The organism is Oxalicibacterium flavum, from assembly GCF_014635065.1.
Taxonomy (GTDB): Bacteria; Pseudomonadota; Gammaproteobacteria; order Burkholderiales; family Burkholderiaceae_D; genus Oxalicibacterium; species Oxalicibacterium flavum.
In genome coordinates this window covers 173,293-193,739 of the sequence record NZ_BMCG01000005.1, presented here as the reverse complement: position 1 = coordinate 193,739, position 20,447 = coordinate 173,293, and the positions used below count along the sequence as shown (strand labels likewise).

At 61.7% G+C, this 20,447-nt stretch carries 22 protein-coding genes; 15 read left to right on the top strand and 7 right to left on the bottom strand.

Annotation, left to right across the window (positions count from 1 at the left end):
* Window position 1 precedes the first annotated feature (1 nt).
* A complete protein-coding gene (locus IEV38_RS13110; RefSeq protein WP_188396777.1) occupies window positions 2-922 on the bottom strand; it encodes a GGDEF domain-containing protein in 921 nt (306 codons plus the stop codon).
* Between the two features lie 164 nt (window positions 923-1,086).
* Here IEV38_RS13110 and IEV38_RS13105 point away from each other — a divergent pair, with 164 nt between their 5' ends.
* The 8 genes from IEV38_RS13105 (at window position 1,087) to bfr (ending at window position 6,446) form a co-directional block, all read left to right on the top strand.
* Window positions 1,087-2,718 carry an FMN-binding glutamate synthase family protein gene (locus IEV38_RS13105; RefSeq protein ID WP_229729056.1) on the top strand — a complete coding sequence of 544 codons (1,632 nt, stop codon included), beginning with the start codon at window positions 1,087-1,089 and terminating at the stop codon, window positions 2,716-2,718.
* Between the two features lie 187 nt (window positions 2,719-2,905).
* On the top strand, window positions 2,906-3,100 hold the full coding sequence (gene hemP / locus IEV38_RS13100; protein WP_188396773.1) for a hemin uptake protein HemP: 195 nt from the start codon (window positions 2,906-2,908) through the stop codon (window positions 3,098-3,100).
* A gap of 80 nt (window positions 3,101-3,180) precedes the next feature.
* Window positions 3,181-3,504: a hypothetical protein gene (locus tag IEV38_RS13095; protein WP_188396771.1), complete on the top strand. Its 324-nt coding sequence runs from the start codon at window positions 3,181-3,183 to the stop codon at window positions 3,502-3,504.
* Window positions 3,505-3,614: 110 nt separating this feature from the next.
* On the top strand, window positions 3,615-3,824 hold the full coding sequence (locus tag IEV38_RS13090; RefSeq protein WP_188396769.1) for a (2Fe-2S)-binding protein: 210 nt from the start codon (window positions 3,615-3,617) through the stop codon (window positions 3,822-3,824).
* Between the two features lie 10 nt (window positions 3,825-3,834).
* Window positions 3,835-4,539: an energy transducer TonB gene (locus tag IEV38_RS13085; protein ID WP_188396767.1), complete on the top strand. Its 705-nt coding sequence runs from the start codon at window positions 3,835-3,837 to the stop codon at window positions 4,537-4,539.
* Window positions 4,540-4,551: 12 nt separating this feature from the next.
* Window positions 4,552-5,283 (top strand): MotA/TolQ/ExbB proton channel family protein, encoded by a 732-nt coding sequence (locus IEV38_RS13080; RefSeq protein WP_188396765.1) that lies wholly within the window; start codon window positions 4,552-4,554, stop codon window positions 5,281-5,283.
* Window positions 5,283-5,693, top strand: a complete 411-nt coding sequence (locus tag IEV38_RS13075) for an ExbD/TolR family protein (RefSeq protein WP_188396763.1) — start codon at window positions 5,283-5,285, stop codon at window positions 5,691-5,693. The genes IEV38_RS13080 and IEV38_RS13075 overlap by 1 nt, the downstream gene beginning before the upstream one ends.
* Window positions 5,694-5,969: 276 nt before the next feature.
* Window positions 5,970-6,446, top strand: a complete 477-nt coding sequence (gene bfr, locus IEV38_RS13070; RefSeq protein WP_188396761.1) for a bacterioferritin — start codon at window positions 5,970-5,972, stop codon at window positions 6,444-6,446.
* A 62-nt stretch (window positions 6,447-6,508) separates the two neighbouring features.
* Here bfr and IEV38_RS13065 read toward each other — a convergent pair whose 3' ends face one another.
* A complete protein-coding gene (locus IEV38_RS13065) occupies window positions 6,509-7,117 on the bottom strand; it encodes a glutathione S-transferase N-terminal domain-containing protein (RefSeq protein ID WP_188396759.1) in 609 nt (202 codons plus the stop codon).
* A gap of 205 nt (window positions 7,118-7,322) precedes the next feature.
* Between IEV38_RS13065 and purB the strand changes: the two genes are divergently transcribed.
* The 6 genes from purB to nhaA all read left to right on the top strand — a co-directional run bounded on the left by purB (window position 7,323) and on the right by nhaA (window position 12,563).
* On the top strand, window positions 7,323-8,690 hold the full coding sequence (gene purB, locus IEV38_RS13060; protein ID WP_188396757.1) for an adenylosuccinate lyase: 1,368 nt from the start codon (window positions 7,323-7,325) through the stop codon (window positions 8,688-8,690).
* Between the two features lie 162 nt (window positions 8,691-8,852).
* Window positions 8,853-9,389: a cytochrome b gene (locus IEV38_RS13055; RefSeq protein WP_188396755.1), complete on the top strand. Its 537-nt coding sequence runs from the start codon at window positions 8,853-8,855 to the stop codon at window positions 9,387-9,389.
* Window positions 9,390-9,412: 23 nt separating this feature from the next.
* Window positions 9,413-9,973 (top strand): YceI family protein, encoded by a 561-nt coding sequence (locus tag IEV38_RS13050; protein WP_188396753.1) that lies wholly within the window; start codon window positions 9,413-9,415, stop codon window positions 9,971-9,973.
* A gap of 49 nt (window positions 9,974-10,022) precedes the next feature.
* Window positions 10,023-10,589 (top strand): YceI family protein, encoded by a 567-nt coding sequence (locus tag IEV38_RS13045; protein ID WP_188396751.1) that lies wholly within the window; start codon window positions 10,023-10,025, stop codon window positions 10,587-10,589.
* 73 nt (window positions 10,590-10,662) lie between these two features.
* On the top strand, window positions 10,663-11,136 hold the full coding sequence (locus IEV38_RS13040; RefSeq protein WP_188396749.1) for a MarR family winged helix-turn-helix transcriptional regulator: 474 nt from the start codon (window positions 10,663-10,665) through the stop codon (window positions 11,134-11,136).
* 83 nt (window positions 11,137-11,219) lie between these two features.
* Window positions 11,220-12,563 carry a Na+/H+ antiporter NhaA gene (nhaA, locus tag IEV38_RS13035; RefSeq protein WP_188396747.1) on the top strand — a complete coding sequence of 448 codons (1,344 nt, stop codon included), beginning with the start codon at window positions 11,220-11,222 and terminating at the stop codon, window positions 12,561-12,563.
* Window positions 12,564-12,630: 67 nt separating this feature from the next.
* Here nhaA and secF read toward each other — a convergent pair whose 3' ends face one another.
* From secF to queA, 5 genes are all read right to left on the bottom strand, one after another.
* The gene (secF, locus tag IEV38_RS13030; RefSeq protein ID WP_188396746.1) at window positions 12,631-13,575 is read right to left on the bottom strand and encodes a protein translocase subunit SecF; all 945 of its coding nucleotides are present in this window, start codon (window positions 13,573-13,575) and stop codon (window positions 12,631-12,633) included.
* An 86-nt stretch (window positions 13,576-13,661) separates the two neighbouring features.
* Window positions 13,662-15,521, bottom strand: coding sequence for a protein translocase subunit SecD (secD, locus tag IEV38_RS13025; RefSeq protein WP_188396744.1), 1,860 nt, complete (start codon window positions 15,519-15,521; stop codon window positions 13,662-13,664).
* A gap of 78 nt (window positions 15,522-15,599) precedes the next feature.
* The gene (yajC, locus tag IEV38_RS13020) at window positions 15,600-15,881 is read right to left on the bottom strand and encodes a preprotein translocase subunit YajC (protein ID WP_229729055.1); all 282 of its coding nucleotides are present in this window, start codon (window positions 15,879-15,881) and stop codon (window positions 15,600-15,602) included.
* A 129-nt stretch (window positions 15,882-16,010) separates the two neighbouring features.
* The gene (gene tgt / locus IEV38_RS13015; RefSeq protein ID WP_188396740.1) at window positions 16,011-17,138 is read right to left on the bottom strand and encodes a tRNA guanosine(34) transglycosylase Tgt; all 1,128 of its coding nucleotides are present in this window, start codon (window positions 17,136-17,138) and stop codon (window positions 16,011-16,013) included.
* On the bottom strand, window positions 17,132-18,157 hold the full coding sequence (gene queA, locus IEV38_RS13010) for a tRNA preQ1(34) S-adenosylmethionine ribosyltransferase-isomerase QueA (protein WP_188396738.1): 1,026 nt from the start codon (window positions 18,155-18,157) through the stop codon (window positions 17,132-17,134). Before queA ends, tgt begins: the two co-directional genes overlap by 7 nt.
* A 172-nt stretch (window positions 18,158-18,329) precedes the next feature.
* Between queA and recG the strand changes: the two genes are divergently transcribed.
* Window positions 18,330-20,423: an ATP-dependent DNA helicase RecG gene (recG, locus tag IEV38_RS13005; protein WP_229729043.1), complete on the top strand. Its 2,094-nt coding sequence runs from the start codon at window positions 18,330-18,332 to the stop codon at window positions 20,421-20,423.
* Window positions 20,424-20,447 lie beyond the last annotated feature (24 nt).

Sequence of the window (20,447 nt, the reverse complement as noted above, 5' to 3'; positions counted from 1 at the left end):
ATCAATCTTCACTGGCAATGCAATTGCGGCCGCGCAGCTTGGCGCGATAGAGGCACCGATCGACGCCATCGATGAAGGAGGAAATGTCGTCGCCAGCCGCAGGAATGATGGCGCCGACACCCATGCTGATGGTCAGTATCTGGCTGACCTGCGATTGCGCATGCGCGATCTGTTCCTTGAAGATCAGACTGCGGCAGCGCTCCGCAACCTTGGCGGCGGATCCCTCGTCGGTTTCAGGCAGCACCAGCATGAACTCCTCGCCGCCGAAGCGCGCGCAGAAGTCGCGCGACCGCGTGGCAGCCGACGCCAGCGCCTTGGCGACACGCTGCAGGCAATGATCGCCCTGGATATGGCCGTAGCAATCGTTGTACTGCTTGAAATAATCGATATCGACCATGATCAACGCCAGCGGCCGCTTGTTGCGACGCGCGTTTTCCCATTCGAGCTCCATGACGGAATCGAACATGCGGCGGTTCGCCACACCCGTCAAACCGTCCTTGAACGACAGGGCCTCGAGCTCCCGCTGCATGTCGATCAATCTTGCCTCGGTCTTCTTGCGTTCGCTGATATCGAACATGAAACCGATCAGTGCCTCTACCTCGCCCTGTTCGTTCCGCACCACATGCACGACATCGCGTATCCAGACATAGCCGCCATCGCTCGTCAACGCGCGATAGTCGGCTTCGTGATCGATGCCATCCCTGGACTGTGAAATGCAGAAATTGACGACATTCTCGCGATCTTCCTCGTGAATCCGCTCCGCCCAGTCCTGTGCGCTGATCCAGCTGTCGGCCGACCATCCGAGTACGCTTTCGATTTGCGGGCCGATGTAGCTGAACTGCATCGTCTTCCAGTCTATTTTCCATGGAATCGCCCTCGTCGATTCCAGAAGAGTCTTATAGACCGCGCTATCAGCTTCCATGTCGCACCTGTTGAGACTTGTTTCGATCGCAGCCCGTATCCTTCTTCAGCCGCCTGCCGGCCAAGAATACAGGCGCCATTGAGCATGAGCAATTTTTTGCCGTTGTACACTGTGGTGCGGCGGCGTCATTTGTTCAGGCGCGCAATTCAGGAGACGTAATGCATTTGGTGCCCCTTCGTTACGCGGCGATGATTGCCGCGGTCGCGACTTTTATCTCGTCACTCACAGTCACTCTGGTGGTCGATAGCGGCTGGTGGTGGCTGGCCTTGCTGTCGGGCGCGCTGACCGTGCGCGGCATCATGGATATGCGGCAGAAAAACCACGCGCTGCTGCGCAACTACCCCCTGCTTGCACACTTCCGCTACCTGCTCGAATCGGTACGCCCCGAAATCCGCCAGTATTTTCTCGAGGAAGATGCGGCCGCCACGCCGTTCTCGCGCAACCAGCGCTCGCTCGTCTATCAACGCGCCAAGCAGGACATCGACAAGCGTCCGTTCGGCACCCAGCTCGACGTCTATCAGAGCGACTACGAATGGATCAACCACTCGATCAAGCCGGCCAAGGTCGGCTCGCATGACTTCCGCATCACCATCGGCGCCGACCGCGCGCATCCGTATTCCGCCAGCGTCTTCAACATCTCAGCGATGAGCTTCGGCTCGCTGTCGGCCAATGCGATCCGCGCCCTCAATCGCGGCGCGCAGATGGGCCGCTTCATGCACGACACTGGCGAAGGCAGCATCAGCCGCTATCACCGCCCCGAGCATCCGGACGAACCGGGCGGCGACCTGGTGTGGGAAATCGGCTCCGGCTATTTCGGCTGCCGTGACGAGCACGGCGGCTTCTCGCCCGAGCGCTTCGCCGCCAATGCGCGCCAGGCACAGGTGAAGATGATCGAGATCAAGCTGTCGCAGGGTGCCAAGCCCGGTCACGGCGGCATGCTGCCGGGGGCCAAGGTGTCGGCCGAGATCGCCGAGGCGCGCGGCATTCCGGAAGGCATCGACTGCATCTCGCCATCCTCGCACTCGGCCTTCGACACGCCGGTCGGCCTGCTGCAGTTCGTCGAGCAATTGCGCACGCTGTCGGGCGGCAAACCGACCGGCTTCAAGCTCGCGATCGGCCATCCATGGGAATTCTTCGGCATCGTCAAGGCCATGATGGCGACCGGCATCACGCCCGACTTCATCGTCATCGACGGCGGCGAAGGCGGCACCGGCGCAGCACCGCTCGAATTCACCGACCACGTCGGCGTGCCGCTGCAGGAAGCGCTGCTGCTGGTGCACAACACGCTGGTCGGCGCCGGCCTGCGCAACCGCGTCAAGCTCGGCGCCTCGGGCAAGATCGTGACTGCCTTCGACCTCGTGCGCACGCTCGCGCTTGGCGCCGACTGGTGCAATTCGGCGCGCGGCTTCATGTTCGCGCTCGGCTGCATCCAGTCGCAAAGCTGCCACACCGACCGCTGCCCGACCGGCATCGCCACCCAGGACCCGCTGCGCCAGCGCGCACTGGTGGTGCCGGACAAGGCGCAACGCGTGGCGAATTTTCACCAGAACACGCTCAAGGCGCTGGCCGAACTCATCGCTGCTGCCGGCCTCACGCATCCATCAGAGCTACGCCCGCATCATCTGGTGCGACGCGTTTCGACTAACCAGGTCAAGCTGGTGTCGTCGCTGCTGCCCTATCTCGAACCCGGCCAGCTGCTCACCGAAGCCGATGCCAGCTCCGTACGCCCTCTGCCCGAAGTCTTCGCACGCTACTGGCCGGTTGCACAGGCCGACTCCTTCAATCCCATCCACTGATTTCGCCCCATCCCGGTGCATATCTCCATGCACCGGAACCCCGCAACCACACTTACTTTCCCGCCATCAAGCGTCTTCACGCTTTCTTAAGCTCTCCACACCACAAATCCCGAAAAAAACTTGCATTCCTTTTTTAATTGGAGAATAATCTAAACAAGAATTGTTCTCATTTAATAAAGAGGATATAATGGCACTCACGGCACAACACAATGCACAGCAAACCCGCCTCTCCGCTCCACGCGCCCAGGCGACCGACAAACCAATCGAACGGATCAACAGCCGCGACTTGTTCCGGCAGATGCGGGAAGTTGAAATTGCACACGAAGGGCGGATCTATCGTCTTCGTCTGACTCAGCTCAACAAGCTGATTCTGACGGCCTGACCGCACTTCGCGACCAGCCAGCCCGCACGGCGACGATCTTGTCGTGCCAGCCAGCCAAACCAACCCACAAGGAGAGTTTGATGGCAAACGAAACAGCGGCGCGTGCATTGCAGGAACCGACGACGGCATCGGCGCAGCCGGAATTGCTTGTCTCGGCAGTGTTGCACCTGATGTCGCAATACACCGCGAACAATCAGGAAAGCAGTTCGTGCATCAAGCTGGCCTCGGTGATCGAGCGTCACCTGAAGGCTTTGGCTGATCTGCCCGATCTGGCCCCGGTACTGCGTGCGACCTGCCAGCAGTTATCGGAACAATGGGCAATGGTGGTGGAGCGGGCAATGCCGCCGCCACCGGAGAAGTTCGGAATACTGACGCGCCTGGTAGCAGGCAGTCGAATGAACTAGGAAACAGATACAGATGCAAACGATGCCGGCCTCGATGCCGGCTTCGCACATAGAAAGTACTTACATTTTTAGTTTTTTTAACCTAAAAAAGAAGACGCAAGAGGCATCGGATGATTGTTTGTGTTTGCAACAATGTTTCTGAAAGAAAAATTCGTCAAGCGGTTGATGGCGGCCTGACCAGGATGTCAGAATTACGCGATCAACTCGAGGTCGGCACATGCTGCGGGAAGTGCAATTCCTGCGCAAAACGCGTTCTGCGCGATCACCTGGCCGTACAAAATTCCGTTCAGCCCATCATTTTTACAGCCATGGCCGCATAAGCACTTTTTTATGAATGCATCATCAATGTCGTCTTCAGCACCAACACCGCTGCTCACACCACAAGTCTTCAACCAGCTACGCAGATATCTTCCTCTCCTGCTAGTCATCGGCCTGCACGTCGCACTGTTCTATGCGTTGCGCAGCGGCCTCGTGCATCAGGTCGCGCAGACGCTGCCGCGCGAGATCTTCGCGACCTTCGTCACGCTCGAACCGCCGCCGGAACCCAAGCCGCAGCCCGCGCCACCGAAAACCGTTCCCGTCGTCCAGAAACCGGTCGTCAAGCCAAAGCCTCGTCCCGTGATCACGCCGGAACCCTCGCCGCAGGCCATCACGGAAGAGCTGCCGCCTGAAGTGCCGCAGGAACAGGAATCCAAGGAACCGCCGATGGATGTGGCACCGACCGCACCGCCGGCACCGGCCGCACCGGCCATGCCCAAGATCATCTCGGGCGTTTCCTATATCAACGCACCGCGCCCGGTCTATCCGCCGCTCGATGCGCGCATGGGCAATGAAGGTACCGTCATGCTGCGCGTCCTGATCAACGAAAAAGGCAAGGCCGAACGCGTGGAAATCCAGAAATCCTCCGGATCATTGCGCATGGACGATTCTGCGCGCGAGGCGGTCATGCGGGCCTTGTTCAAACCGTATATCGAAGATGGCCGGCCAACCCCCGCGTTTGCCATCGTCCCCATCAATTTCACTTTAAACAGGTAAGAAGGAAACATCATGGAAGCAGTCAATCCGTACGGTCTCGAAAGTTTGTGGGCACAAGGCGACATGATCATCAAGACAGTCGCCGTCCTGCTGGTGGCAATGTCGATCGCCTCGTGGTACGTCATCATCAGCAAGGCAATCCAGCTGTGGCAGTATCGCCGTGCAGCACGCGCCGCCGGTCATGAATTCTGGGACGCCACCAGCCTCGAGGAAGGCACTACTTCGCTCGGCACCAACAATCCGTTCGCAGAAATCGCCGAAGCCGGCAAGACCGCGATGCGTCACCATGAAGCGCACAAGGGTCACCTGCACGATCAACTGTCGGTCAGCGACTGGATCACGCTGTCGCTGCGCCAGGCAATCGACGAATCGGCCGGCAAGCTGCAATCGGGCATGGCAGTGCTGGCTTCGGTCGGTTCGACCGCACCGTTCGTGGGCCTGTTCGGCACCGTGTGGGGCATTTACCACGCGCTGGTCGCCATCGGCACCTCGGGTCAGGCCAGCATCGACAAGGTCGCCGGTCCGGTCGGTGAAGCGCTGATCATGACCGCCATCGGTCTGGCAGTGGCAATTCCCGCCACCTTCGGCTACAACGCGCTGGTGCGCGGCAACAAATCGCTGATCGCCAAGATGAACAAGTTCGGCTTCGACCTGCACGCCCTGTTCGTCACCGGCGCCCGCGCCAACGATACCGGCACCAACGGTCCCAACGGCACCAAACTGGTCGCAGTCGGAGGCAAATAATGGCAATGGGTTCTCTGTCCGACGAGGACGATTTCAATCCGGAGATCAACACCACGCCGCTGGTCGACGTGATGCTGGTGCTGCTGATCATCTTCATCATCACGATCCCGGTCATGAATCACGCCGTCAAGCTGGACCTGCCACGCGCTGCCAGCCAGCCGAACGAGGTCAAGCCGGAAACCATCAGCCTGTCTATCGACGCTGACGGTCAGGTGTTCTGGAACGGCGAGCTGATGAACGACGCAGACCTGGCCAGCCGCATTGCCGACGCAGCCAAGGTCACGCCGCAGCCGGAACTGCATCTGCACGCCGCCCGCACCACGCAGTACGAGAAAGTGGCGCAGGTAATGTCGGCAGCGCAGGCAGGCGGCTTGAGCAAGATGGGATTCGTCACCGAAACGCCGAAATAAACCTCGCGCTTTCCTTTCGCAAAAAGCGCCGCAACGGTTTCGTTGCGGCGCTTTTTTCTTGGGGCGGAAGATCATCCATTGCCGCACGCCCGTTCCATCGGCAATCGCCGCAAACCCGCGCCACGCCTTGCTTGCAGCAATAGAAACACGAATGATTCCGGCTAACAAAATGCAGGCAAAATGGCACAAAATCGCTCTTCTTCGACTATCATGTGCGCCTGACTGATGCATGGGTTTCCTTTGCATCCCCATCATCCCACCGAACAGAGGCCCCCCATGAAAGGCGACAGCAACGTCATCAAGCTGCTCAACGCGCAGCTCACCAATGAACTCACCGCGATCAACCAGTACTTTCTGCATGCACGCATGTACAAGCACTGGGGTTTCGAAAAGATCGCCAAGAAGGAATACGAGGAATCGATCGGCGAAATGAAGCACGCCGACAAGCTGATCGACCGCATCCTGATGCTCGACGGTCTGCCCAACCTGCAAGCGCTGCACAAGCTGATGATCGGCGAAACCACGCCGGAAATGCTGGGCTGCGATCTGGAGCTGGAAAAGGCCGCACAGAAGACCGTCAAGGAAGGCATCGCCGCCTGCGAAGCCGTCGGTGACTACGTCTCGCGCGAACTGTTCCAGTACATCCTGGACGACACCGAGGAACACATCGACTGGCTGGAAACCCAGCTCGACCTGATCGAGAAGGTCGGCATCCAGAATTACCTGCAGGCACAGATGATCACGGAAGAATAAGATTTGTTGCCGGAATGAAAAGGGACGCTTCGGCGTCCCTTTTCTTGTTCGGCGACCTGCCTTTATTGCGGCAGCGTTTCCTTGAACGATGGGCGTTCGGACAATTTCTCGAACAGCTTTTCGAGCGCCGGATACTCGCCACGCCAGACGATTTCGGGAAAACGAAAATCCAGCCAACCCAGCACACAGCCGACGGCCACATCGGCCAGACTGTAATGCGTGCCGGCGCAGAATGCCTTGTCCTTGAGCCCGGTTTCCATCGCCTGCAAACCGCTCGTGATCTTCGTCATCTGGCGGTCCATCCACGACTGGCTGCGTTGCTCTTCGGGCCGCAATGTCCTCTCGAGGCGCAGCAGCATGCCGGCATCGAGCACGCCGTCGGCCAGCGCTTCCCAGCACTTGACCTCGGCACGCTCGCGGCCGTTCGGCGGAATCAGCTTGCCGACCGGCGTCAGGGTATCGAGATATTCGACGATCACGCGCGAATCGAACATCGCGCCGCCGTCTTCCATCACCAGGCAGGGCACCTTGCCGAGCGGATTGGACTGCTGAATCGTGGTATTGGGCGACCACACGTTCTCGAGCACGAAGTCGTATTCGATCCGCTTTTCCAGCATCACTATACGGACCTTGCGCACATAAGGACTGCCGAGGGAACCAATCAGTTTCATGGATGCGTAGCGTCAAAAATCGGAAGGCGATTATACCGTGCGCACCCCGAAAAACGCGGCATACCCCTGTCGGCAACAGTGCGGTTTTGCAACGGGCAGCGGTGGTAGAATAACGCCTTGCTTTTTCGCCGGCGGCGACCCCGATCGCCCTTCCGTTCCGGCGTGCATCGTTCATCCACGTCATCGCGTTCTACGCTCATCCATCATGTCGCTTTCCGCCCTTTCTGCCCTTTCGCCGCTGGACGGCCGCTACGCCGCCAAGACCGACAAGCTGCGCCCCATCCTGTCCGAATCCGGCTTCATGCATCATCGCGTGAAGGTCGAAATCGCATGGCTGCAGGCGCTGTCCTCGGCCAGCTTCGCCGAGATCAAGCCATTCTCCGCCAGCGCCAACGCCCTGCTGGACAAGCTGGCAACGGAATTCACGGAAGCCGATGCGCAACGCATCAAGGACATCGAAGCCGTCACCAACCATGACGTCAAGGCGGTCGAGTACTGGCTCAAGGAACAGGTCAAGGATGTGCCGGAACTGCTGGCTGCGACCGAATTCATTCACTTCGCCTGCACTTCGGAAGACATCAACAACACCTCGCACGGCATGATGCTCAAGGCCGCGCGCAACGACGTGCTGCTGCCGGCGCTGCAGGCCGTGATCGACAAGCTCACGCAACTGGCGCACGACAATGCCGAACTGCCGATGATGTCGCGCACGCACGGCCAGCCGGCCAGCCCGACCACGCTTGGCAAGGAAATGGCCAATGTGGTGGCCCGACTGAAACGTGCCGCAGAGCGTATTGCCAATGTACAAATCCTCGGCAAGATGAACGGCGCGGTCGGCAACTTCAACGCGCATCTGTCGGCCTACCCGAATACCGACTGGCAGGCATTCTCGAAGGACGTCATCGAGAGCCGTCTGGGCCTGACCTTCAACCCCTATACCATCCAGATCGAGCCGCACGACTACATGGCCGAGCTGTTCGATGCCATCGCGCGCGCCAACACCATTCTGCTCGATCTCAACCGCGACATCTGGGGCTACATCGCGCTCGGCTACTTCAAGCAGAAGACCAAGGCCGGCGAGATCGGCTCCTCGACCATGCCGCACAAGGTCAATCCGATCGACTTCGAGAATTCCGAAGGCAACCTCGGCATGGCCAATGCCGTGCTCAAGCACATGGCAGAGAAGCTGCCGGTTTCGCGCTGGCAGCGCGACCTGACGGACTCCACCGTGCTGCGCAACATCGGCGTCGGCTTCGGTTATGCGCTGCTGGCCTACGACAGCTGCCTGCGCGGCCTCAACAAGCTCGAGGTCAATCCGGAACGCATCGCACAGGACCTCGACGACACGTGGGAAGTGCTGGCAGAACCGGTGCAGACCGTGATGCGCCGCTATGGCATCGAGAACCCGTACGAACAATTGAAGGACCTCACGCGCGGCAAGGGCATCTCCAGGGAAGACATGCAGGCCTTCATCGCCACGCTGGCGATTCCGCAGGAAGCCAAGGACCAGCTGCTGGCGATGACGCCGGCCAGCTACATCGGCTACGCCAGCAAGCTCGCCAAGGCGATCTAACCCGGCGGGCCGGGGTCGTCAGCAACGACGATTCCAGGATCCGGCAACTTTTCACCGCGCATCCGTCAGAAGCCGTGCAACCCTCTCAACGAACGGGCTGCACGGCTTCTTTTGTTTTGCTATATTCGTTCTAATTAGAACTGTTTAAGAAAAATTCAAGCCATGTCCGCCCGCGCCCCTCGCTATACCCTGACCGCCATCGCGTTGCACTGGCTGATGGCGATCGCGATCATCGCGACCTTTCTGCTCGGATTGACCATGGTCGATATCCCCGGCATCACACCGACCAAACTCAAGTACTTTTCATGGCACAAGTGGGCGGGCATCACGATTTTCGGTCTGGCCTGCCTGCGGCTGCTGTGGCGTCTTACGCATGCGGCGCCAGCCTATGCCTCGCCCATGCCCGCCTGGCAGCATGCGGCAGCCCATCTGGCACATGGACTGCTCTATGTGCTGATCTTCGCCATTCCGCTGTCCGGCTATTTCTACAGCCTCGCAGCCGGCGTGCCCGTCACCTATCTGGGCATCTGGCCGATGCCGGTCTGGATCGCCCCCGACCCCGAATTGCGCGCGCTGCTCAAGCTCGTGCATTACTGGTTGAACATGCTGCTGCTCGGCGTGTTCGTTGTGCATGTGCTCGCCGTCGCCAAGCACCAATTCATCGACAGGGACCGCACGCTGCAACGCATGCTGCCCTGATCCCTCATCCCGAAAGGATTCCCATGTTCGCAAGCAAACCCGTACGCTGGATCGCCCTCGCCGGCCTTGCCCTGGCCCTGCCTGTGCTCGCAGCCACCGCTCTCAAGGCCGATGCCGCCAAAAGCAAGGTCACCATCACGTTCAAGCAGATGAACGTGCCGGTCGATGCGCAGTTCAGGAAATTCACCGCCGACATCGCCTATGACGCGGCCAAACCCGATGCATCGAAAGCCAATGTGGAAATCGACGTCGCCAGCTTCGATCTCGGCGACCCGGACTACAACAAGGAAGTGCAGAAGAAGGAATGGTTCAACACCGCGCAGCATCCCAAGGCCACCTTCGTCTCGACCCAGATCAAGCCCGGCGCCGCCAACAAGCTCGATGTCAGCGGCAAGCTGACCATCAAGGGCAAGACCACCGATGTGAGTTTTCCGCTGACGGTCGGAAAAGACGGCGCAGCCCAGGTGTTCGAAGGCACGCTGCCGATCAAGCGCCTGACCTACGGCATTGGCGATGGCGAGTGGAAGGACACCAGCATCGTCGCCGATGAGGTCACCATCAAGTTTCGTGTCGTTGCGCAGTAAATTGCATTCCCCGCAGTTTCATCATTCACACCAACAGGAGCCTCTACCCATGAAGTCGAAAATCGCCCTGCTCTGCCTGCTCGCAGCCGGCAGCACCTCTGTCTTCGCGCAGACCTACAACATCGAGCCCAGCCATACCTATCCGAGCTTTGAAGCCGATCACATGGGCATCTCGTTCTGGCGCGGCAAGTTCAACAAGACCAGCGGCACCGTGGTGCTGGACCGCGCCGCCAAGACCGGCTCGCTCGACATCGCCATCGATGCGGCATCGATCGATTTCGGCCACGACAAGATGAACGAGCATGCCCGCAACGCCGATCTGTTCAACGTCGAGAAATATCCGACCATCACCTACAAGAGCAAATCGATCAAGTACAAGGGCGACACGCCTTCGGAAGTCGATGGCGAACTGACGCTGCTGGGCGTGACCAAGCCCGTCAAACTGACCATCAACTCGTTCAAGTGCATCGAACATCCGATGCTCAAGCGCGAAGTATGCGGCGCCGATGCATCGGGCGAATTCAAGCGCAGCGATTTCGGCATGAACTACGGCCTGCCGCGCTTCTCGCCCAACGTGAAGCTGGCCATTCAGGTGGAAGCCCTGAAAGCCGACTGATATCATTGACGTCAGCGACATCGGGGCCGACGGCATGGACGTCGGCCTTTTTTCATTCGATATTCAGAGAAAAATGCGTGAACGTTATCTTCGCAGCATCCGGCTTCTCGCAGAGTGCTATCAGGCATTCGAACGACTCGCGCACGGCAACCTGCGCCGTCGCACCGGCCTCACGCCGGCCCAGTTCGACATCGTCGCCACCCTTGGCAATACGGCCGGCATGACCTTCAAGGAACTGGGCGAAAAGACGCTGATCACCAAGGGCACGCTGACCGGCGTGGTCGATCGGCTGGAAGAGCGCAAGCTGGTCACGCGCGTCACGCAACGCGAGGATCGGCGCTGCACGATCGTGCGCCTTACCGAGAGTGGCGAACGTGAGTTCGAACGTATCTTTGCGCCACACGTCGCCTATTGCAAGCAACCGTTCCTCGAATATGGCGAGCAGGACTTCGAGGCCCTTGAACGGCAACTGACCAAACTGCGCAATCATCTGCAGCAGGAAGACCGTCTTTCCTGCAACGGGAACGAGACCGACCAGATCGGTTAGAATGAGTGCGGGTGTTGGTACCGCATCGGGCGGCGCAACAGGTTAATGCGATGGTCGGGCCGCCACGCGGAGATCGCACGACCATGACCCGACCCTCGCCCCGGCAGTCCCTGCCGCGCGCGCAACGCCTTGCCGAACGCGCCTTTTCCACCCTCGAACGTTTCCTCCATATCGAAGCCTTCAGCGGCATGGTGCTGCTGGCCGCGGCTGCGCTTGCCCTGCTGCTGGCCAATTCGCCGCTGGCAGCGCACTACCACGCCTTCTGGCATGCGCCATTGAGCCTGGGTGTCGGTGCATGGCATTTCACGCAATCACTGCATTTCTGGGTCAACGACGGTCTGGTGACCATCTTCTTTCTCGTCGTCGGCATGGAAATCCGCCGCGAGATTCACGAAGGCGCGCTCGCCAGCATGCGGCTGGCGGCACTGCCGTTGATCGCGGCCGCCGGCGGCGTCGCGGTGCCCGCCCTGCTCTATCTGCTCGTCAACGGCGGCGGTGCACACTGGCAGGGCTGGGCGGTGCCGACCGCTACCGACATCGCCTTTGCGGTCGGCGTACTCGCACTGCTGGGCCGCTCGATTCCGGGGAATGTGCGCGTCTTCCTGCTAGCGCTGGCGATCATCGACGACATCGCGGCGGTCATCACCATCGCCCTCTTCTATTCGGGCGGACTGGACTACAGCGGCCTGTTCGTCATCGGCGCCGCGCTGCTGATGATCTGGGCCATGCAGTCAATCGGCATCGGCACGGCATGGGCCTATCTCGTTCCCGGTGCGGTGCTGTGGCTCGGCCTGCTGCAGACCGGCGCCCATCCCACGCTGGCAGGCGTGATGCTGGGCCTGATGACGCCGGTACTGCCGGCACGCACCCGCAGCCAGCCGCTCGACAGCGCCACACAGGCACTGCAGGAGCTGCGCATGCAGCTATCCTCATCGGAAGCGCCATACCGCTTTTCGCAATCGCTCAAGCAGCTCCGGCTTGCACAACGCAACCTGCTGGCCCCCGTCAGCCGGGTGCAGATGGCACTGCATCCGTGGGTTGCCTATGGCGTGATGCCGGTGTTCGCGTTGGCCAATGCCGGCGTCAGCCTCAACGGCATCGACCTGACGCTGGACGGTGCGCAAACGGTCATGCTGGGCACCGCCGCTGCGCTTGTGCTCGGCAAGCCGCTGGGCGTGATCGGCGCCAGTTTCATCGCCGTGCGCTCCGGACTGTGCAGTCTGCCGCCGCACGTGACATGGGCCGGCATCACGCTGGTCGGCCTGCTCGCAGGGATCGGCTTCACGATGTCGATCTTCATCGCCACGCTGGCCTTCGACTCGGCTGCCCTGCTGGATGCGGCCAAGCTTGGCGTACTGCTTGCCTCGCTGACGGCGGCAGTCGGCGGACTGGCGTGGGGCGTGATTTACGCCAGACGAAGGGGCTGACGCATCCGCATACTGGAAATGAAAAAAGCCGGCGATTGCCGGCTTTTTGTCGATGCGCCGTGTGTCGTCAGACCACCGCGCCGTCGTTTTCGGTCTTTTCCTTGACCGGCTTCAGCAGGTCCTCGCGCTTGACGCCCAGCCACATCGCGATCGCGGCCGCCACGAACACCGACGAATAGATGCCGAAGCAGATGCCGATGGTCAGCGCCATGGCGAAGTAGTGCAGCGTCGGGCCACCGAAGAAGAACATCGACAGCACCATCAGCTGCGTCGAGCCGTGGGTGATGATGGTCCGCGAGATGGTGCGCGTGATCGCGTGGTTCATGACCTCGACCACCGACATCTTGCCGAGGCGGCGATCGCGGAAGGTTTCGCGCACGCGGTCGAACACGATCACCGATTCGTTGACCGAGTAGCCGAGCACCGCCAGCACTGCGGCCAGCACGGTCAGCGAGAATTCCCATTCGAAGAAGGCGAAGAAGCCGAGGATGATGACCACGTCGTGCAGGTTGGCGAAGATCGAGGCGACCGCGAACTTCCATTCGAAGCGGAACGCCAGGTAGATCATGATGCCGATCACCAGCATGCCAAGCGCCATCAGGCCGTCGTGCGTGAGTTCCTCGCCGACCTGCGGGCCGACGAACTCGACGCGCTTGAGATCGACGCCTGCATCCTGCGCCTTCAATGCACCCATCACGCGTTCGCTGACCTGCGCGGTGTTGACGCCTTCCTGCACCGGCAGGCGGATCAGCACGTCCTGCGCGGTGCCGAAGCTCTGCACCTGCATGTCGGTATAGCCGAGCCCGCCGAGCTGCTTGCGCACGTTCTCGAGATCGGCCGCCTGCTTGTACTGTACTTCCATGACCGTGCCGCCCGTGAATTCGATCGACAGGTGCAAGCCCTTGGAGAACAGGAAGAATGCCGCCAGCAGGAACGTGCAAATCGAGATCACGTTGAAAACCAGCGCATGGCGCAGGAACGGGATGTCTTTCTTGATCCGGAAAAATTCCATCACTTACCTCTTGTGCGATCGCCCTGCATGCATTGGCGGGGCGATCCGTTATTGATCAGTTCAATATTCTGTTCATCCAGACCGGCTCAGTCGGCCGGCTTCCATACCTGGCCGATCGAGATCGTCGACAGGCGCTTCTTGCGGCCGTACCAGAGGTTGACCACGCCGCGCGAGACGAACACCGACGAGAAGATCGAGGTCAGGATGCCCAGCGCATGCACCACCGCGAAGCCGCGCACCGGACCCGAACCGAAGATCAGCAGCGCCAATGCCGCAATCAGCGTGGTGATGTTGGAGTCGAGAATGGTGGCCCAGGCGCGGTCGAAGCCGAGCGCGATCGCCGCCTGCGGCGTCTGCCCGGCGCGCAATTCCTCGCGGATGCGCTCGTTGATCAGCACGTTGGCGTCGATCGCCATGCCGAGCGTGAGCGCGATTGCCGCGATGCCGGGCAGCGTCAATGTGGCCTGCAGCAGCGACAGGATCGCCACCAGCAGCATCACGTTGACCGCCAGCGCGAACACGCTGAAGATGCCGAACATGCGGTAATAGATGATCATGAACACCGCCATCGCGACGAAGCCCCACAGCACGGAGTGGAAGCCCATCGAGATGTTCTCGGCGCCGAGCTGCGGGCCGATCGTGCGTTCCTCGATGATTTCCATCGGCGCTGCCAGCGAACCGGCGCGCAGCAGCAGGGCCAGATCGCTGGCTGCTTCCGACGAACCCATGCCGGTGATCTGGAAGCGCGAGCCGAGCTCGTCGCGAATCGTGGCGACCGTCAGCACCTCGCCCTTGTTCTTCTCGAACAGCACGATCGCCATTGCCTTGCCGACGCGCGTGCGCGTCGCTTCGCGCATGCGGCGGCCGCCGTCGCCGTTCAGGTCGATGCTGACCGACGGCTGCTGGTTCTGATCGAAGCTGGCCGAAGCGCTGGAAATGTATTCGCCCGTGATGATCGGGTCCTTGTAGAGCACCACCGGCGCGTTCTTGCCGACGCGGAACAACTCGGAACCGAACGGGATCGCCGCCGTTTCCTCGGCGCCGCGCGTCACGGTCTCGTCCACCAGGCGCACTTCGAGGGTGGCGGTCTTGCCGATGATGTCCTTGGCGCGCGAGACGTCCTGCACGCCCGGCAATTGCACGATGATGCGGTCGGCGCCCTGGCGCTGGATCACCGGCTCGGCCACGCCGAGTTCGTTGACGCGCTTGGACAGCGTGGTGATGTTCTGCTGCACCGCGTCCTCGATGGTCTGCTTGAGCACCGCCGGCTGCATGGTGCCGACCAGCTTGAGGTCGCTGCCTTCGCCGCTGTCGGCGAGGGTCAGCTCGCGCAACTCGTCGCCCAGCACGGCGCGCGCGCGATCGCGCGTCTCGCCGTCGCGGAACGAGACTTCCACGCTGTCGCCGATGCGGGCAATGCCGGCGTGGCGGATGTTCTTGTCACGCAGGATGCTGCGCACGCTGGACTGCAGGCCGGTCACGCGCTTGTTCATGATGGCCTTGGTATCGACCTGCATCAGGAAGTGCACGCCGCCGCGCAGGTCGAGGCCCAGGTACATCGGCGCCGCCTTCAGGCTTTGCAGCCACTGCGGCGTATTGGGCAGCAGGTTGAAGGCGACCAGATAGGTCGGATCGCTGGGATCGGTATTGAGCTCGCGCTCGAGCACGCCCTTGGCCTTGAACTGGACGTCGGTGGAGGGGAAGCGCGCACGAATCGTTCCCTGATTGCCGATCGTCTCGTAGAGCATGCCGGTCGATTCGATGCCATCCTTGGCCAGCGCCTGCTCGACCTGCGTCATCAGTGCCTGATCGACCTTGATGGTGGCCTTGGCGCTGCTGATCTGCACCGCCGGCGATTCGCCGAAGAAATTGGGGACGGTATAGAGCGCACCGATCACCAGCGTGACGATGATCGTGATGTACTTCCAGAGGGGGTAGCGATTCATAGCGATTCGGGATCAGGGTAAAACCTCAGGTCGAAAATCAACCCCACGTCCGGCCATGCGGAGGTGGGGTTGAGTTTCTTACAGCGACTTGATCGTGCCTTTTGGCAGCAGCGTCGTCACCGCGCTTTTCTGGATGACGAGTTCGGTGCCTTCCTGCACTTCGATGGCCAGATAGACATCCGACACCTTGGTGACCCGGCCCAGCACGCCGCCGGAAGTCACGACTTCGTCGCCGCGGGTGACGGCCTCGATCATGGCCTTGTGTTCCTTCTGGCGCTTCATCTGAGGACGAATCATCAGGAAGTACAGCACCACGAACATCAGGATGATAGGAACAAACTGGGCCAGGCTGCCCATCATGCCGCCCGGCGCGGCTGCGTATGCATTGGAAATAAACACGGAATGCTCCAGGTTGTTGTAAATGAATAGTCGGCTATTTTAGCATCGCAACTCCGGCAAACCGCCTTGCCGCGGTTCTTCGGGGAAATTCTAGGTTCCGCGCGCGCGATCCTCGTGGAACTGGCGCACGAAGGCGGCGAAACGCCCCTCCTCGATCGCCGCGCGCATCTGCTTCATCAGGTCCAGGTAATAGTGCAGGTTGTGGATCGTGTTGAGCCGCGCGCCGAGGATCTCGCCGGCGCGGTGCAGGTGGTGCAGGTAGGCGCGCGAGAAGTTGCGGCAGGCATAGCAGCCGCAGGTTTCGTCCAGCGGCTTCTTATCATCCTTATAACGCGCATTCTTGATCTTGACGTCGCCGAAGCGCGTGAAAAGCCAGCCGTTGCGCGCATTGCGGGTCGGCATCACGCAGTCGAACATGTCGATGCCGTTGGCCACACCCGCCACCAGGTCTTCCGGCGTGCCGACGCCCATCAGGTAGTGCGGCTTGTTGGCCGGCAGTTTCGGCCCGACGTGCTGCAGGATGCGCATCATGTCTTCCTTCGGCTCGCCGACCGACAGGCCGCCGATGGCGACGCCGTGGAAGCCGATGTCTTCCAGCCCGGCCAGCGATTCGTCGCGCAGGTGCTCGAACATGCCGCCCTGCACGATGCCGAACAGGGCGTTCGGATTTTCCTCGCGGTTGAATTCGTCGAGCGAACGTCTGGCCCAGCGCAGCGACATGCGCATGGACTTGGCCGCTTCTTCCGTGGTGGCCGGACGGCCGTCGATTTCATATGGCGTGCATTCGTCGAACTGCATGACGATGTCGGAATTGAGCACGCGCTGGATCTGCATCGACACTTCGGGCGACAAGAACAGCTTGTCGCCGTTGATCGGCGAGGCGAAATGCACGCCCTCCTCGGTGATCTTGCGCATCTCGCCCAGCGAGAACACCTGGAAGCCGCCGGAATCGGTCAGGATCGGCTTGTCCCAGCCCATGAAACCGTGCAGGCCGCCGAACTGCCTGACGATCTCGTTACCGGGCCGCAGCCACAGGTGGAAGGTATTGCCGAGGATGATCTGCGCGTCGATTTCCTTCAGTTCCAGCGGCGACATCGCCTTGACCGAACCGTAGGTGCCGACCGGCATGAAGATCGGCGTTTCGATGACGCCGTGGTTCAGCGTCAAGCGGCCGCGGCGCGCGTGGCCGTCGGTTTTCAGGAGTTCGTATTTCAGCATGGTCGTTTGGTCGTCAGGAACATCGCGTCGCCATAGCTGAAGAAGCGGTAGCGCTGCGCGATCGCATGCGCATAGGCGGCGCGGATGGTGTCGTAGCCGGCCAGTGCGGAGACCAGCATCAGCAGCGTCGATTTCGGCAGGTGGAAATTGGTGATCAGGCGCGTCACCGTCTTGAACGTGTAGCCCGGCGTGATGAACAGTTGCGTGTCGGCGCTGCCGGCCTGCAGCGCGCCGCTCTGCGACGCCGATTCCAGCGCGCGCAGGCTGGTGGTGCCGACCGCGATCACGTCGCGCCCCACCGCCTGCGCCGCGCGCACGGCATCCACGGTCTGCTGCGAGATCGTGTACCACTCGCTGTGCATGATGTGCTCGGCAAGGTTCTCGTTGCGCACCGGCTGGAAAGTGCCGGCACCGACGTGCAGCGTCACGTAGGCGAAGTGCACGCCTTTCGCTTTCAGCATCGCCAGCAGCGCATCGTCGAAATGCAGACCGGCGGTCGGCGCGGCGACCGCACCCGGATGTTTTGCATAGACGGTCTGGTAGCGCGTCTCGTCGAAGGCATCGGCATCGTGCTCGATGTAGGGCGGCAGCGGCAGGCGGCCGTGCGCGTCGATCAGTTCGAACACGTCGTCCGGGAACTGCAGTTCGTAGAATTCGCCGGCACGCTGGCCGACGATCACGTCGAAGGCATCGGCCAGTCTGATTTTCATGCCCGGCAGCGGCGACTTCGACGCGCGGATCTGCGCATGCACGTTGCGGGCATCGAGCACGCGCTCGACCATCACCTCCACCTTGCCGCCGGTTTCCTTGACGCCGAAGAAGCGCGCCTTCAGCACGCGCGTGTCGTTGAACACCAGCAGGTCGCCCGGCTGCAGCAACGCGACGATGTCGGCAAAGGCGCGATCGACGAGGCCGTCTTCCTTCACCTGCAGCAGGCGCGAGGCACTGCGCTCGGGCAGCGGCGTCTGCGCGATCAGTTCCTGCGGCAGGTCGAAATCGAAATCGGAAAGCGTGTACATGCGTCGAGTGCGTAGAGGAAGTCGATTAATATTCGGAGAGTCTGGCGCGGCGACGATGCAATCGCGCGGCAGAACTGCTAAGGTTGCAAGATTGTCCAGCCGGCGCACGAACAGTTCCGCCAGCATCGCAAAACCCGCTATTTTACGCCCTGCCGCCTGTTTTCGGCCCACCATGCCCGCACCGAAGAAAAAGCCCGCCACCAAGGAAACCGCCAAGAGCCCGGCCAGCAAGATCGCCGACAAGCTGGCGCGCCTGGGCCTGCGCAGCGACATCGACAAGGTGCTGCACCTGCCGCTGCGTTACGAAGACGAAACGCAGATCCTGACCGTGGATGAGGCCGGCCGCGCCTTCGGCCGCGCGGTGCAGGTCGAAGGCGTGGTCACGGCGTGCGAGGTCGCCTTCCGCCCGCGCCGGCAACTCGTGGTCACGATCGCCGACGACACCGGCCCGCTGACGATGCGCTTCCTGAATTTCTACGGCAGCCAGGTCAAGCAACTGGCCGAGGGCAACCGCGTGCGTGCGCGCGGCGAAGTGCGGCACGGCTTTTTCGGCGCCGAGATGGTGCATCCCTCCTACAAGATGGTGAACGCCGGCGCGCCGCTGCCGATCGGCCTGACGCCCGTCTATCCGGCCGGCGAAGGCCTGTCGCAAACCATCCTGCGCAAGGCCGTGGTCGATGCGATGGCACGCGTGGATTGGCGCGACACCCTGCCCGAGTCATTGCGCGCGGCGCACGACCTGATGCCGTTCGAACCGGCGGTGCGTCTGCTGCACAACCCGCCGCCCGACATCGACGAAAGCGCGCTGGCCGACCGTTCGCACGCGGCCTGGGTGCGCATGAAGTTCGACGAACTGCTGGCGCAACAGCTGTCGATGAAGCGCGCGCAGGAAGCGCGGCGCGCGAAAGGCGCGGCCGTGCTCGACAAGGCCGGCAAGCTGTCCAAGGCGTTCCTGCGGCAACTGCCGTTCAAGCTGACCGCCGCCCAGCAGCGCGTGCTGGCCGAAATCCGCCACGATCTCGCGCAGGCATTCCCGATGCAGCGCCTGCTGCAGGGCGACGTCGGTAGCGGCAAGACGGTGGTCGCCGCGCTCGCCGCCGCGCAGGCCATCGACAGCGGCTACCAGGCAGTGCTGATGGCGCCGACCGAAATCCTGGCCGACCAGCACTTCCGCAAGATCGCCGGCTGGATGGAACCGCTGGGCGTCAACGTCGCGTGGCTGACCGGCAGCCTGAAGGCGAAGGAAAAGCGTGAGGCCAAGGAACGCATCGAAGCCGGCGTCGCGCAGTTGATCATCGGCACCCATGCCGTGATCCAGGACGACGTGCAGATTCCGAAACTGGGACTGGCGATCGTCGATGAACAGCACCGCTTCGGCGTCGGCCAGCGCCTGACCCTGCGCAACAAGGGCGTTGGCGACGGCACCATAATCGGTAACAGCACGGTGCCGCATCAGCTCATGATGTCGGCCACGCCGATCCCGCGCACGCTGGCGATGACCTACTACGCCGATCTCGAAGTCTCGGTCATCGACGAACTGCCGCCGGGCCGCACGCCCATCGTCACGCGCGTGATCGACCAGAACCGGCGCGACGAAGTGATCGAGCGCGTGCACGCGGCCGCGCTCGAAGGCCGGCAGGCCTACTGGGTCTGTCCGCTGATCGAGGAATCGGAAGCGCTGCAGCTGCAGACCGCAACCGATACGCATGCCGCGCTGTCGGCTGCATTGCCCGGCCTGCGCGTGGGCCTCGTGCACGGCCGCATGAAGCCGCAGGAAAAACAGGAAACCATGGATGCCTTCGCGCGCGGCGAGGTGCATGTGCTGGTCGCCACCACCGTGATCGAGGTCGGTGTTGATGTACCGAACGCCTCGCTGATGGTGATCGAGCATGCGGAGCGCTTCGGCCTGTCGCAGCTGCACCAGTTGCGCGGGCGCGTCGGACGCGGTTCGGCAGCCAGCGTGTGCCTGCTGCTGTACCAGTCGCCGCTGGGACCGGTCGCCAAGGAAAGGCTGCGCATCATGCGCGAATCGACCGACGGCTTCGAGATCGCGCGCAAGGATCTGGAACTGCGCGGCCCCGGCGAATTCCTCGGCGCGCGACAATCGGGCCAGGCCATGCTGCGCTTTGCCGATCTGGAAACCGACCAGTGGCTGGTCGAGCGCGCGCGCGACGCGGCGCAACTGCTGCTGCGCGACGATCCGGCCACGGTCGATGCGCACCTGGCGCGCTGGCTCGGCGCGCGCGAAGAATACCTGAAGGTATAGAATAGGCATCCCGTTCGTTTCCTT